Raw genomic sequence first — 12,697 nt, 5'->3', positions numbered from 1 at the left:
AGCGATCAGGACAGGACGGTGCAGAAGAGCCATGCGAGTACAACTCGGAAACGAAAAACAGACATACCAGTGTAAATTGCCGCCGTCGCCACGTCCCGACGCGATGGCAGCGCGCAGCCGGCCTGGCGGCCTGCGGACACGCGCGGTTCAGCGCCGGCGCTGGTACCAGAAACCCAGCGCATCGCGGGTCTGCAGCATGCCGCGCCCGCGCCACAGAAAGCGCAACAGCAGGCTCAGGTGCTCGCGCTTGGAAAAGCTGCGCAGCTTGCGGTCGGAGGTGTGCACGGTCTGGCGCAGGATCACGAACCGCCCGCAGCGGGCTAGCGCGCGACTCAATGCCACGTCTTCGCCGGCGTAGTAACGCGTATCGAAGCCGCCGGCGCTGACGAATGCTGCGCGCGTGCAGAACAGGAAGCAGCCCGGGGCAATGCCGCTGAGACGGAACAGCCAGCCGAACGTCGCCTGCGCCATGCGTTCGAACCACGCGCGCCTGCCCTGCAGATGTACCTGCGCGCCACCGCCGACCGCGCCGGCATCCAGCGCCGCCAGCGCCGCGCCGACCACCTGCGGATTGATCAGCGTATCGGCGTCCAGAAACAGCAGGCGATCGCCTTGCGCCTGCTGTACGCCGGCATTGCGGGTGGCGGCGATATGGCGCAGTTGCACCTCCAGCACCTGCGCACCGGCCACGCGCGCGATGGCGGCAGTGTCATCCTCGCAGGCATCGGCCACCACGATGACCTCGTAGTCCAGCTGCATGGCCTGCGCACAGGCGTGCAGGCATTGCAGCGTCTGGCCGATCAGCGCGGCCTCGTCATGGGCGGGGATTACGAACGACAGCATGGCAGGACGTGGCACTCGGACGGTGGTGATGCCAAGTGTGCGAGCCATACCGGTGCGATGGCGTGAGCGCACGCAATCGCCGCACAGCTGCGACTGCGTGCACTCACGTGAGCACGCTCAGCGGCTGAGCGCGCCCATCATCGCTTCCGGATACCGCGTACCGGACGCGGCCTGCAACGGGAAGATCGCATCGATGCGTGCGAGCTCGTCCGGCATCAGCGCCACATCGAGCGCGCCCAGGTTTTCTTCCAGGTAGGCCAGACGCTTGGTGCCCGGGATCGGCACCAGGTCCTGGCCCTGCGCCAGCACCCAGGCCAGCGCCAGCTGCCCCGGCGTGATGCCCTTGTCGGCGGCGATCGCCTTGACCTGTTCCACCAGTTGCAGGTTGCGGGTGAAGTTCTCGCCCTGGAAACGCGGCGAATGGCGACGGTAATCGTCGGCCTCGAAGTCGTCCGGGGAGGCGAATGCGCCGGTCAGGAACCCGCGACCCAGCGGCGAATACGGAACGAAACCGATCCCGAGCTCACGCAAGGTTGCGAAGACGCCGTTGTCCTCGGGCTCGCGCGACCACAGCGAGTATTCGGTCTGCACCGCGGTGATGGGATGCACCGCATGCGCACGGCGGATGGTGGCTGCAGCGGCTTCCGACAGCCCCAGGAAACGCACCTTGCCCTGTTCGACTAGCCGCGACATCGCACCGACGGTGTCTTCGATCGGCACATTGGGGTCCACGCGGTGCTGGTAGTACAGGTCGATGTGCTCCACGCCCAGGCGGCGCAGGCTGGCTTCGCAGGCCGCTTGCACATAGTCCGGGCTGCCATCGATGCCGCGCACCGACGGGTCGTTGGGGTCGAGCTTGATGCCGAACTTGGTGGCCAGGAACACCTCGTGCCGGCGCGCGGCAATGGCCTTGCCGACCAGGATTTCGTTGGTGTGCGGGCCGTACATGTCGGCGGTGTCGAGCAGGCTGACGCCGTGGTCGAGGGCGCGATGGATCACCGCGATCGAGCCGGCCTCGTCGCTGCGATCGCCGTAGAACGCGCTCATGCCCATACAGCCGAGGCCGAGCGCTGAGACGGTGGGGCCGGAACGGCCAAGCGTGCGGGTTTGCATGGTGGAGGAAACTCCGTGCGGCGAACAAGTCAGGGGAGGATGCGGCGGCACGCGTTAGCACGATGTGGCCCGTGCGATGACGCGCCATGGGCGACTGGCGGGCTGCCGTGGCGTCCGCTGGGCGCACAGGCAAACGGCGCACAGCCAAGCAGTCGGCAGCACAGCGCGCAAAAGGCGGGCGGGCGACGCGACTCAACGCAAGAACCCGCGCATGTCGGCAGGCCAGGGCCCACCGCCATACGCAGGTGTTCTTATGTAGGCGCTACCACTGGCCGCTTCAGCCCTTGAGCTTGCCGGCGAATTCGGCCACGCGCTTGCCGAGCAGCTTGGCGGTTTCCAGATCGCCGCTGCGCGGCGCTTCTTCCGGCGAGGCATCGGAGGGCGAGATCGCCAGCGCGCCTGCCGAGCCGGCGGTCCAGTTGATGTCCTGCGGACCATGCGCCTTGGTGTTGGACGGCAGCAGGCCGGTACCCACCCAGACCTGGCCGTGCTGCTGCGACAGCGTCCAGAAATACTGGATGGTGGCGTACTTGTCGCCGTTCACCGAGGCCGAGTTGGTGAAGCCGGCGGCGATCTTGTCCTTCCAGGCCTGCGCAAACCACGGCTTGGAGCTGGCGTCGGCAAACTTCTTGAACTGCCACGCCGGCCCGCCCATGTAGGTGGGGCTGCCGTAGATGATGGCGTCGGCTGCACCGATCGCCTCCCAGGCATCGTCGGGCAGGTTGCCGTCCTGATCGATGCGGTACAGCGTGGCTTCGCCGACACTGGCGGCGCCGGCATGCACGGCTTCGGCCAGTTTGACGGTGTGGCCGTAGCCGCTGAAGTAGATGATGGCGATCTTGCTCATGCGCAGTCCTGTGGGTCGAGGGGGCCCCGATTGTGACCACACATGCCGTGTCAGGTTAATGACCATCGACGGGACGTACTGTTGCCGGGCTCATCAGCGCCCGGGATCGCCCATGCTGTCGACCAGGTAATCGATGAAGCTGCGCACCTTCGGGGCCAGGTGGCTGCGGCTGGTATAGACGGCAAAGATGCCGATCTCCCCCAGTGCGTACTGCGGAAGGATGCGCACCAGCCGGCCGGCGGCCAGATGCTCGTCGGCCAGGAAGTCCGGCTGCATCGCGATGCCCAGGCCGGCGACCGCCGCCGCGCTCAGCACATGCCCGTTGTTGGCGCGCAGGCTGCCGTGGATGCGCACATCGCTATCGCCATCGGGTCCGTGGAAGCGCACCTCGTCGCCGTTGGGCGAGTAGTGGTACAGCAGGCAGTCGTGGCCGGCCAGGTCGGACGGATGCATCGGGGTGCCGGCGCGTGCCAGGTAGGCCGGCGCCGCGCAGGGCACCAGGCGGACCGTGCCCAGGCGCCGGGCGATCAGCGTCGGCGCCGGCTGCCGGGTGATGCGGATGGCGACATCGAAACCTTCTTCGACCATGTCCACCAGCCGGTCCGACAGCGACAGGTCCAGTTCCACCTGCGGGTAGCGCGCACAAAAGCCCGGCAGCAGGGTGGCCAGGCGCTCGATGCCATAGCTCACCGGCGCGTTGACACGCAGTACCCCGGCCGGCTCCAGCGCCTGCGCGCCGACCGTGGCCTCCAGATCGTCCAGGTCGGCCAGCAGTTGCAGACAGCGCTGGTAATACGCGGTGCCGGCGCTGGTCAGGCTGACCCGCCGGGTGGTGCGGTTGAGCAGGCGGGTGCCCAGCCGTTGCTCGAGCGCGGCGACCTGCCGGGTCACGCTGGCGGTGGAGCGGTCGAGCGCATCGGCGGCGGCACTGAAACCGCTACGTTCGGCCACTGCCGCGAACACGCGCATCGCATCGAGGGTATCCATGGATGTCCGATTGTTGCTTTGATCGCAATAAATTATCCGAACTAAAACTATTTATCAGAAATTTGTAAGCAATAGGCTGTGCAGGTCCTCACTGGAGTCTGTCCAATGTCCACCTCGCTTGCTTCCCCGCGTACCGCTGCCTATGGCGCCGCTTTGTTGCGCATCAGCCTGGGCGCGCTGTTCCTGGTCCACGGCCTGATCAAGTTGCTGGTGTTCACCCCGGCCGGCACCGTGGCCTATTTCCACTCGCTGGGCCTGCCGGGCGCGCTGGCCTATCTCACCATCGCGCTGGAACTGGGCCTGGGCCTGTCCTTGCTGCTGGGCATCTATGCGCGCTGGATCGGGTTGCTGGGCGTGCCGCTGCTGCTGGGCATCATCGTCAGCGTGCACGGCGGCAACGGCTTCGGTTTCTCCAATCCGGGCGGCGGCTGGGAATACCCGGCGCTGTGGGCGGTGTTGCTGATCGTGCAAGCCCTGCTCGGCGAAGGCGCGTGGGCGCTGAAGCCGGCGCGTTGAGGCTGCCTGTCGTTCTTTCAAGGAGTACGCCATGACCCGTTTGCCTTCCCTGTACATCTCGCACGGATCGCCAATGACTGCGCTACAGTCGGGGCAGGTCGGCGAGCGCCTGGCCGAGCTCGCGCAGACCTTGCCGCGGCCGCGCGCGATCGTCGTTGCATCCGCGCACTGGCTGGGCCGTCGCCCGCTGGTCAGCGGCGCGGCGCGGCCGCCCACCATTCATGACTTCGGCGGCTTTCCGGCACCGCTGTACGAGCTGGAATATCCCGCGCCCGGCGAGCCGGCGCTGGCGCAGCAGATCCTGCGCCGGCTGGAACAGGCCGGCCTGCATCCGCACCTGGATCCGCAGCGCGGCTTCGATCATGGCGTGTGGGTGCCGCTGCGCCTGCTGTATCCGGACGCCGACATCCCGGTGGTGTCGGTGTCGATCCAGCCCGAGCTGGGGCCGGCGCACCAGTTTGCGGTCGGCCGTGCGCTGGCGCCGCTGCGCGAAGACGGGGTGCTGGTGATCGGCTCGGGCAGCATCACCCATAACCTGCACGACTTCCGCCACGGCTACAGCGCCGAGCGCGAGGCGCCGTATGTGCGGCCCTTCATCGAGTGGACCGAACGCAAGCTGGTGGAGGACGACATCGCCGCCTTGCTGGACTATCGCCGGCAGGCACCGCATGCCGCACGGGCGCATCCCACCGACGAGCACCTGTTGCCGCTGTACGTGGCGATGGGCGCCGCCGGCGCCGACCGGCTCAGCGCACAGCGCATCGATGCCGGCATCGATGCGGGATTTCTGGCGATGGATATCTACCGGTTCGACGGCGATCCCGGTGATGATCGCGCGCTTGCGGGCCCGGTCGCCGCCTGAGCCCTGGCGGACGCAGCACGCCTGCACCGTCGCCGTCACCGACGGGGCAGGCAGCATGCCGGCCTCGCAATCCCGAGGCACCACCCAGCCGCCTGCAAGCCAAGGCATGTGGCCAGTTACTGCCGCTGCAAACCGGTGTGGTGCGGTGGCTACAGCTAGCAAGGCCCATGGCGATACGGCTTGGTAGCTACGGCACACCGGCCCGCAGCGACCGGGCATGCTGCCCCGGCGGCGCAGCCACAAGGCATGCTGCCGACAAGTGCCGGCAGCGCAGCGCTCTGAAGCATTCACGATGAAGTGCGGTGCAGTCTCATAGGCTGAGACGCCTTCACGACATGCTGCTTGCGTGAAAATCCTCGACAAACTCGCAGTGCTGGCCGATGCGGCCAAATACGACGCGTCCTGCGCCTCCAGTGGCGCGAACAAGCGCAATTCGCTCGGCACCGGCGGGATCGGTAGCACCGAGGGCATGGGCATCTGCCACTCGTACACGCCCGACGGCCGCTGCGTGTCGCTGTTGAAGATCCTGCTCACCAATTTCTGCGTGTTCGATTGCGCGTATTGCGTCAACCGCGTGTCCAGCAACGTGCGCCGTGCGCGCTTCACGCCGGAAGAAGTGGTCACGCTGACGCTGGACTTCTACAAACGCAATTACATCGAAGGCCTGTTCCTGTCCAGCGGCATCATCCGCAACTCCGATTACACGATGGAGCAGCTGGTGGAAGTGGCGCGGCAGCTGCGCGAGGTGCATCACTTCGCCGGCTACATCCACCTCAAGACCATCCCCGATGCAACGCCGGAATTGCTGGCCGCCGCCGGCCGCTACGCCGACCGCCTGAGCATCAACGTGGAGCTGCCGACCGAGCAGGGATTGACGCTGCTGGCGCCGGAAAAAAGTGTCGGCGGCATCCGCTCGGCAATGGGCGAACTGCGTTGGCGCATCGAAGAAAACCAGCTGGAGCGCAAGGCCGAAAAGCTGCGCCGCGCCAAGCCGCCGCGTTTTGCGCCGGCCGGGCAGAGCACGCAGATGATCGTCGGCGCCGACGATGCCAACGACCGCAGCATCCTGGACACCAGCCACAATCTCTACGGCAATTACCGGATGCGCCGGGTGTACTACTCGGCCTTCAGCCCGATCCCGGATGCCTCGTCCAAATTGCCGCTGCAGGCACCGCCGTTGCAGCGCGAGCACCGGCTGTATCAGGCCGACTGGTTGCTGCGCTTCTACGAGTTCAGCGTGGAGGAGATCGCACCGGCGCAGTCCAGCGGCATGCTCGATCTGGACGTGGATCCGAAGCTGGCCTGGGCGCTGCGCAATCCGGAGCGGTTTCCGGTGGATCTGAACGCGGCACCGCGCGAGATGCTGCTGCGGGTGCCGGGCCTGGGCACGCGCAATGTGGAGCGCTTGCTGTTGTCGCGCCGGCATGCGCGCTTGCGGGTGGGCGACCTGGCGCGGTTGCGGGTGCCGATGAAGAAGCTGCTGCCGTTTGTGAGTGTGCTGGATCATCACCCGCGCCAGCGCCTGGACGACCCGGTGCGCTTGCGCGCGCAACTGGCACCGGCACCCAGGCAGGCGAGTCTGTTCGATTGAACCCGCAGCTGGCCGCCGGCATCCGGCGCACCGCCGCGTCCGCTGGCGTCTGCCGTGTTGCCGGGCAAGTTGCCCGAAGCGCGGAGAAGGGTCGCATCAGGCGCAAAGCTGCCACCGAAGGCCAGTGCTGACACAGGAACGCGACGCTTTGCGAATCCCCAATTTCCAATCCCCAATCCCATCTCTCCATCCCGACCACCGCGATGTTCAACGCTGACGTCGAGCCGGGGTGGAGCCTTGAAGCATGGCGTGCGCTGGCGCGGGCGGGGTGGTGCGCGCAGGTGGAGCCCGACTCCATCGCGTGGAATGGCGGAGCGCAGGGCGGCTTGTTGATGGGGCAGGGGCTGCTGGATTTGCCGGCCTTGGTTGCAGCGCCGCGGGTGTCGGCGGAGTTCCTGCAGATGGCAGGAGCGGTGCTGTGTCACCGCGATCCGCAGCGTTATGCGGTGCTGTACCGGCTGTTGTGGCGGGTGGCGTGCGGGGAGCGCGCGCTGCTCGAGCGGGCCACCGATGTCGATGTGCATCGGGTGACGCAGTGGCAAAAGGCGGTGCAGCGCGATACGCACAAGATGAAGGCGTTCGTGCGCTTTCGGCGTTTGCCGGTGGAAGAGGAAGACTTCGTGGCGTGGTTCGAGCCCGAACATTGGATCGTGGATCGGGTGGCACCGTTTTTTGCGCGCCGCTTCGCCGGCATGCGCTGGGCGATCCTCACCCCGTATCGCAGCGTGCGCTGGGACGGCGAGGCGTTGACGTTCGGTGAAGGCGCCGTGCGCACCCAGGTGCCGGCCGACGATGCGCAGGAGACGCTGTGGCGCACCTATTACGCGCATATCTTCAATCCGGCGCGGCTCAATCCAACCATGATGCGGCAGGAAATGCCGCAGAAATACTGGAAGAACCTGCCCGAGGCGAGCCTGTTGCCGGAGCTGATCCGCGAGGCGGGTGTGCGCGTGCGCGAGATGGCCGAGCGTGCGCCCGAGCCGGTGCGGCGGCGAGTGCCGGTGGCGGCGGCGCCGGTCCCGGAAGTGGCCACGCAAAGCTTGGCGCAGTTGCGCGTGGCCGCGCGCGATTGCCGGCGCTGTGCGTTATGGCAGCCGGCAACGCAGACGGTGTTCGGCGAAGGGCCGAGCGATGCGTCGGTGATGGTGATCGGCGAGCAGCCCGGCGACGAAGAGGATCTGAGCGGGCGTCCGTTCGTCGGGCCGGCCGGGCGTTTGTTCAACATGGCGCTGGGCGAGATCGGCATCGACCGCGCCACGGTCTACGTGACCAATGCGGTCAAGCATTTCCGTTTCGAGCAACGCGGCAAGCGGCGGCTGCATCGCAACCCGGAACGGTCGCATGTGCAGGCCTGCAGTGGCTGGTTGCATGCCGAACGCGCGCAGCTGCGTCCGGCGCAGATCGTCTGCCTGGGCGCAACCGCGGCACAGGCGGTGTTGGGAAACAGCTTCCGCTTGATGCAGCAGCGCGGCCAGTGGCAGCGGCTGGACGACGGCACACCGGTGCTGACCACCGTGCATCCCTCCTGGGTATTGCGGCAGGGCTCGGAGGCCGCGCGCGAGGAAGGCTACCGCGGGTTTGTCGAGGACCTGCGCCAGTTGCTGGATGCACCGGTCGCCGCGGAGCGCATGGCGAAGACATAAAAAATGCGCGTGCAAATGCACGCGCACGGTGTCGGAGAACGAGACACCAAGTGAAACCACTGGCGAGCCAGTGGTTCCCTCACCGCCGCTTTGCGGTGTGGTGGCGCTGCCTGGAGCCTGTTTCCAGGCATGCGCGGATACAACGATTCAGCAGTGTCTGCACCTAAGTCATGTGCAGCTGATGCACTGGCGTTGCCGTGCAACGCCAGTGCAACCAATCACTTGAGGCAGCGGCCGACACGACTGCTGCATGTTGGTCAGGCAGGCGCGGTGTTCGACATCGGCATGTACCACCCGTACCTGCCGGTGTCGAGCGCAGCGTCCGCGCCTACCCGAGTGCTTGCGGCAATGCAGCTGCTCTGAACGTTGCTGGCGTGCGCAATTCGTCGTCGACCCATCGACGGAACCTGGCTGCGTTCCGCCGATGCAGGTCACGCGCCTGCGACTGCCTGCGTCAGGCAGCGAGCTGCCGTCACGGCATCAACACCTTGTCGACCACATGGATCACGCCATTGCTCTGCATGACATCGGCAATGGTGACGTTGGCGGTGTTGCCCTTTGCATCGGTGATGGTGACCTTCTTGCCGTTGAGCTTTGCGGTCAACGCCTCGCCCTGCACGGTGGTCAGCGAGGCGCTTCCGCCGCCGGCCTTGATCTTGGCGATCAGCGATGCGGCGTCGACCTTGCCCGGTACCACGTGATAGGTGAGCACCTTGGTCAGCGTGGGCTTGGATTCGGGCTTGAGCAACGTTTCCACCGTGCCGGCCGGCAGTGCGGCGAATGCGGCGTTGGTCGGGGCAAACACGGTGAACGGGCCCGGCCCCTTCAGCGTGTCGACCAAGCCGGCGGCCTTGACCGCGGCGACCAGGGTGGTGTGGTCCTTGGAGTTGACGGCGTTGTCGACGATGTCCTTGGTCACCAGCATCGGCGCACCGCCCACGGTCGGGTTCGATGCGGCGTAAGCGGGGGCCATGGCGCTGGTCAGGGCAATGGCAGTGGCAATGGCAAGCGACTGGAATGAGGTCTTCATGAGGCATCGATCCTTTGGGTAAGCGACTGCCTGGATGGCAATCGTAGTGCTGGATACGCGGGTAGATGCAGCGCGGATGCATCACGCGGTCTTTACACGGGCGTATCCGGCACTGCGTCGCTCGAGAGCGTCAAAACGCAGGCATCGACACCGCCTGTTGCGGTCGCTGGGCTCAGGCGGCAGCAGCAACCCAAGCACTTGTCGGTGGTCGAAACCGAAGCGATGCGGGGCGAGGTGCCATTGCAGACAGAACGCGATCGACTTGCCGCCGTCCATGCGATGCGCAGCCAGTGCAGGCAAGGTTCAATGCATTGCTGATGACAGCTACCAGCAAGCGCAAATAGGGCGGGCAGGATTATCTTTGGTGCTGCAGCCTGATGATCGAATGCGTGAATCTCGAGTGGCTTTTTTGCTACATGAGTTCGTGGGTGAAGCCGGACTAAATAAGCAACGCTGTAGCATGATGTCGTCAGTGATCTGCTGCTCGTGTCATGTAACCTCGCGCCACCGGCTGCACTCATCTCAGCTGGTATGGAGTGCAGATAATGACGCTGAACTTTGCAGGCTGGCTCCGCATTTGCGGGTAACGCAATTCACCGAATCACGCAGAAAGGTTGTAGCTAGATGACGCAGAAAAAAATCCAATGCACGCGGCTGGCACTGGCAGCATGCCTGGCTGCAAGCATGACGGTATGCGGCATCACGCAGGCCTCGGCCGCAGTGCGGGCTCCGACGTCAACGCCGGCAAAGGCCGTTGCTCCGTCCAGTGAAGCCTATCGGCCAGGGCAGCAATGGATTGTTCCGGGCGAGTGGCAGTTCACCGTCGATGCCGTGCGCCCGGCCAGGGTGAAAATCCATGACGATGGCGGTGGATCCTGGCGGCCCACGCAGGTGCTGCTGGTGAGTTACAGCTACAGGAACATCGGGTTCGATGACAGCGCGAATTACAAGGATGGCGGGCCGTCGACGCTGGCGTTTTCGAAAGCCCATATCGATGTGGTCGATGCCAACGATGCGGACAATGGCGGCGCAGGCAATTACCCGGTGCACCTCAAACTCGTGGAAGACGCCGACGGCCAGAAGATCGGCCAGCAGATGGTTGGGGCGCAGTGGCCGTATGCCTTCCGGAAAAAGCCCGAGGCAGTCAAGGTGGTGGTGAGTCACTACGACTCCAGGCTGCAACTGCAGCAAGCGACCTTCATCGTCCCGGTCGAGACCACGCGGCAATCGTCCCCGCATGCGAAGCGGCACGTCCGCCACAGCTGATTGCAGTCTGTCGGTGAGCTGCCTGGCAGGGCACTCCCGCAACAGCGCGCGCGTCCATGCGCTGGCGTATCCAACGGCGCCGGGGCCGATGCGAATCGCAACGGTGTGACATCGACGGGCCCGATGGCAGATCTGCCGCAATGGATGGCAAGCCGGGCGAGGTGGCGCAAAGGTTTCATCGCCCGATGCAAACCGGTATGTTTCCGTAGGCGCGTGATGGTGCGTTGCACTATGCGATGCCGCACGCGCGCACCGTTTCTTCTTCCGGGTTTTCCATGCATTCGATCGATGTCGTCCTCGCCATGTTGCTGGCGGTCGCGGCCAGCGGTTATCTGATCCGCATCCTGCCGTTCTCGTTGCCCCTGCCGTTGGTCCAGATTGCGCTTGGCGCGGTGGTTTCGGGTGTGTTCGATGCCGGGCACGAGCTGGAACCGGAGCTGTTCTTCCTGTTGTTCCTGCCGCCGCTGCTGTTCCTGGATGGCTGGCGCATTCCCAAACAAGGCCTGTTCCGCGACAAGGCGGCCATCCTCGAGCTGGCGCTGGGTCTGGTGGTGTTCACCGTGATCGGTGCGGGCCTGCTGATCCATTGGCTGATCCCGGCGATGCCGCTGGCGGTGGCCTTCGCACTGGCGGCGATCATCTCGCCGACCGATCCGGTGGCGGTGTCCTCGATCGCCTCCAAGGTGTCGATCCCCAAGCGGCTGATGCACATCCTGGAAGGCGAGTCCCTGCTCAACGATGCCTCCGGACTGGTGTGCTTCCAGTTCGCGGTGGCCGCGGTGCTGACCGGCAGCTTCTCGCTCGCCACTGCCTCGCTGACCTTCCTGTGGGTGGCATTGGCCGGCTTGGCGCTGGGCGTGGCCACCACGTTTGGCCTGAGCCGCATCCAGGCCTGGATCTGGCGCCACTTCGGCGAGGAGCCGGGTTCGGCGATCCTGGTCAATCTGCTGACCCCGTTCGCGGCCTATTTGCTGGCCGAAGCCTTCCATGCCTCCGGCATCCTGGCCGCAGTGGCCGCCGGCGTCACCATGAGTTACGTGGAGATGGCCGGCAACGCGCCGGGCAATATGCGGCTGCAGCGCTCGGCGGTGTGGGACACGGTGCAGTTCACCTTCAACGGCATCATCTTCGTGCTGCTGGGCGAACAGTTGCCGGGCATCCTGGACGGTGCGGTGCGCAGCGTGCAGGAGGCCGGGCACCTCAATCCGTGGTGGCTGGCGGTGTACGTGGCCACCATCAGCGCCAGCCTGATGGCGTTGCGCTTCGTGTGGGTGTTCCTGTCGCTGCGCTGGAACATCTTCAAGGCGCAGTGGCGCGGCGAGCAGCATGTCAGCCCGCCATGGCGCATCGTGGTGGCGGTTTCGCTGGCCGGCGTGCGCGGTGCGATCACCCTGGCCGGCGTGCTCACGCTGCCGTTGATGCTGGAAGACGGCTCGCCGTTTCCGGCCCGCCAGCTGGCGATCTTCCTGGCCGCCTCGGTGATCCTGGTGTCGCTGCTGGTGGCCAGCGTGGCCTTGCCGCGGCTGCTACGCGGGCTGGAATTGCCCGAAGAGGAAGACGAACAGCTCAAGGAAGACCTGGCGGTGAAGGCCGCCTCGCAGGCGGCGCTGGAAGCGGTGGAAAAACTGCGTCAGCGGCTGGTGGACGGCAGCAAGCATGCCGAGCGCTACAACGCCGCCGCCAACCAGGTCAGCCAGCGCTATCAACGCAAGCTCGGCGCGGTGGACATGGCGGAGACCGATCCGGAAGAGGCCGGCGCCTACGAACAGGCGCTGCGCCAGTTCCGCCATGCCGCGCTGGTGGCCGAGCGCAACGAGCTGTTCAAGCTGGCCAGGCGCCGCGAGATTTCCGACGACCTGTCGCGCCGGCTGGTGCGCAATCTGGACCTGATCGAGTCGCGCAAGCGCGCTTGAGCGCGCGGGAATCGGGAATCGCAGGAGCAGCAGCGGTTGCCGTGTTCGGGTAGGAGCGCACCTGGGCGCGATGGGACGTTGGCGGG

General features: G+C 66.0%; 11 protein-coding genes. 6 read left to right on the top strand and 5 right to left on the bottom strand.

The annotated features are described in order from the left end of the window. Positions 1 to 147: 147 nt before the first annotated feature. The 4 genes from ABQY64_RS17890 to ABQY64_RS17875 all read right to left on the bottom strand — a co-directional run bounded on the left by ABQY64_RS17890 (position 148) and on the right by ABQY64_RS17875 (position 3,790). Positions 148 to 843, bottom strand: a complete 696-nt coding sequence (locus ABQY64_RS17890; RefSeq protein WP_349780404.1) for a glycosyltransferase — start codon at positions 841 to 843, stop codon at positions 148 to 150. Positions 844 to 960: 117 nt separating this feature from the next. After that, the gene (locus ABQY64_RS17885; protein ID WP_349780403.1) at positions 961 to 1,956 is read right to left on the bottom strand and encodes an aldo/keto reductase; all 996 of its coding nucleotides are present in this window, start codon (positions 1,954 to 1,956) and stop codon (positions 961 to 963) included. Positions 1,957 to 2,233: 277 nt separating this feature from the next. Further along, entirely contained in the window at positions 2,234 to 2,803 is a 570-nt protein-coding gene (locus ABQY64_RS17880) for a flavodoxin family protein (RefSeq protein WP_039518741.1), read from the bottom strand. 93 nt (positions 2,804 to 2,896) lie between these two features. Then, on the bottom strand, positions 2,897 to 3,790 hold the full coding sequence (locus ABQY64_RS17875; protein WP_349780402.1) for a LysR family transcriptional regulator: 894 nt from the start codon (positions 3,788 to 3,790) through the stop codon (positions 2,897 to 2,899). 105 nt (positions 3,791 to 3,895) lie between these two features. On the opposite strand from ABQY64_RS17875, the gene ABQY64_RS17870 reads away from it, so the two are divergent. The 4 genes from ABQY64_RS17870 (at position 3,896) to ABQY64_RS17855 (ending at position 8,402) form a co-directional block, all read left to right on the top strand. Further along, positions 3,896 to 4,306 carry a DoxX family protein gene (locus tag ABQY64_RS17870; RefSeq protein WP_047127394.1) on the top strand — a complete coding sequence of 137 codons (411 nt, stop codon included), beginning with the start codon at positions 3,896 to 3,898 and terminating at the stop codon, positions 4,304 to 4,306. Between the two features lie 31 nt (positions 4,307 to 4,337). Next, positions 4,338 to 5,168 carry a class III extradiol ring-cleavage dioxygenase gene (locus ABQY64_RS17865; protein WP_349780401.1) on the top strand — a complete coding sequence of 277 codons (831 nt, stop codon included), beginning with the start codon at positions 4,338 to 4,340 and terminating at the stop codon, positions 5,166 to 5,168. Positions 5,169 to 5,514: 346 nt separating this feature from the next. After that, positions 5,515 to 6,759, top strand: a complete 1,245-nt coding sequence (locus ABQY64_RS17860) for a putative DNA modification/repair radical SAM protein (RefSeq protein WP_016900902.1) — start codon at positions 5,515 to 5,517, stop codon at positions 6,757 to 6,759. Between the two features lie 203 nt (positions 6,760 to 6,962). Next, positions 6,963 to 8,402, top strand: coding sequence for a UdgX family uracil-DNA binding protein (locus tag ABQY64_RS17855; RefSeq protein WP_349780400.1), 1,440 nt, complete (start codon positions 6,963 to 6,965; stop codon positions 8,400 to 8,402). Positions 8,403 to 8,874: 472 nt separating this feature from the next. On the opposite strand, the gene ABQY64_RS17850 is transcribed toward ABQY64_RS17855, so the two are convergent. Continuing rightward, entirely contained in the window at positions 8,875 to 9,432 is a 558-nt protein-coding gene (locus ABQY64_RS17850; protein ID WP_016900899.1) for a fasciclin domain-containing protein, read from the bottom strand. A gap of 624 nt (positions 9,433 to 10,056) precedes the next feature. Between ABQY64_RS17850 and ABQY64_RS17845 the strand changes: the two genes are divergently transcribed. Further along, positions 10,057 to 10,698 (top strand): hypothetical protein, encoded by a 642-nt coding sequence (locus tag ABQY64_RS17845; protein WP_258072732.1) that lies wholly within the window; start codon positions 10,057 to 10,059, stop codon positions 10,696 to 10,698. Between the two features lie 275 nt (positions 10,699 to 10,973). Next, entirely contained in the window at positions 10,974 to 12,611 is a 1,638-nt protein-coding gene (locus ABQY64_RS17840) for a Na+/H+ antiporter (protein WP_016900897.1), read from the top strand. The last annotated feature ends 86 nt before the right edge of the window (positions 12,612 to 12,697 follow it).

The organism is Xanthomonas sp. WHRI 7065, assembly GCF_040203115.2.
Classification (GTDB): Bacteria; Pseudomonadota; Gammaproteobacteria; order Xanthomonadales; family Xanthomonadaceae; genus Xanthomonas; species Xanthomonas arboricola.
Note: the sequence above shows the minus strand (reverse complement) of the source record. Positions and strands in the feature narration are given on the sequence as shown.

Excerpts from the sequence above, each read along its gene's own strand:
- ABQY64_RS17890 (WP_349780404.1), bottom strand. The coding sequence starts at position 843 with ATGCTGTCGTTCGTAATCCCCGCCCATGACGAGGCCGCGCTGATCGGC.
- ABQY64_RS17885 (WP_349780403.1), bottom strand. The coding sequence starts at position 1,956 with ATGCAAACCCGCACGCTTGGCCGTTCCGGCCCCACCGTCTCAGCGCTC.
- ABQY64_RS17880 (WP_039518741.1), bottom strand. The coding sequence starts at position 2,803 with ATGAGCAAGATCGCCATCATCTACTTCAGCGGCTACGGCCACACCGTC.
- ABQY64_RS17875 (WP_349780402.1), bottom strand. The coding sequence starts at position 3,790 with ATGGATACCCTCGATGCGATGCGCGTGTTCGCGGCAGTGGCCGAACGT.
- ABQY64_RS17870 (WP_047127394.1), top strand. The coding sequence starts at position 3,896 with ATGTCCACCTCGCTTGCTTCCCCGCGTACCGCTGCCTATGGCGCCGCT.
- ABQY64_RS17865 (WP_349780401.1), top strand. The coding sequence starts at position 4,338 with ATGACCCGTTTGCCTTCCCTGTACATCTCGCACGGATCGCCAATGACT.
- ABQY64_RS17855 (WP_349780400.1), top strand. The coding sequence starts at position 6,963 with ATGTTCAACGCTGACGTCGAGCCGGGGTGGAGCCTTGAAGCATGGCGT.
- ABQY64_RS17850 (WP_016900899.1), bottom strand. The coding sequence starts at position 9,432 with ATGAAGACCTCATTCCAGTCGCTTGCCATTGCCACTGCCATTGCCCTG.
- ABQY64_RS17845 (WP_258072732.1), top strand. The coding sequence starts at position 10,057 with ATGACGCAGAAAAAAATCCAATGCACGCGGCTGGCACTGGCAGCATGC.
- ABQY64_RS17840 (WP_016900897.1), top strand. The coding sequence starts at position 10,974 with ATGCATTCGATCGATGTCGTCCTCGCCATGTTGCTGGCGGTCGCGGCC.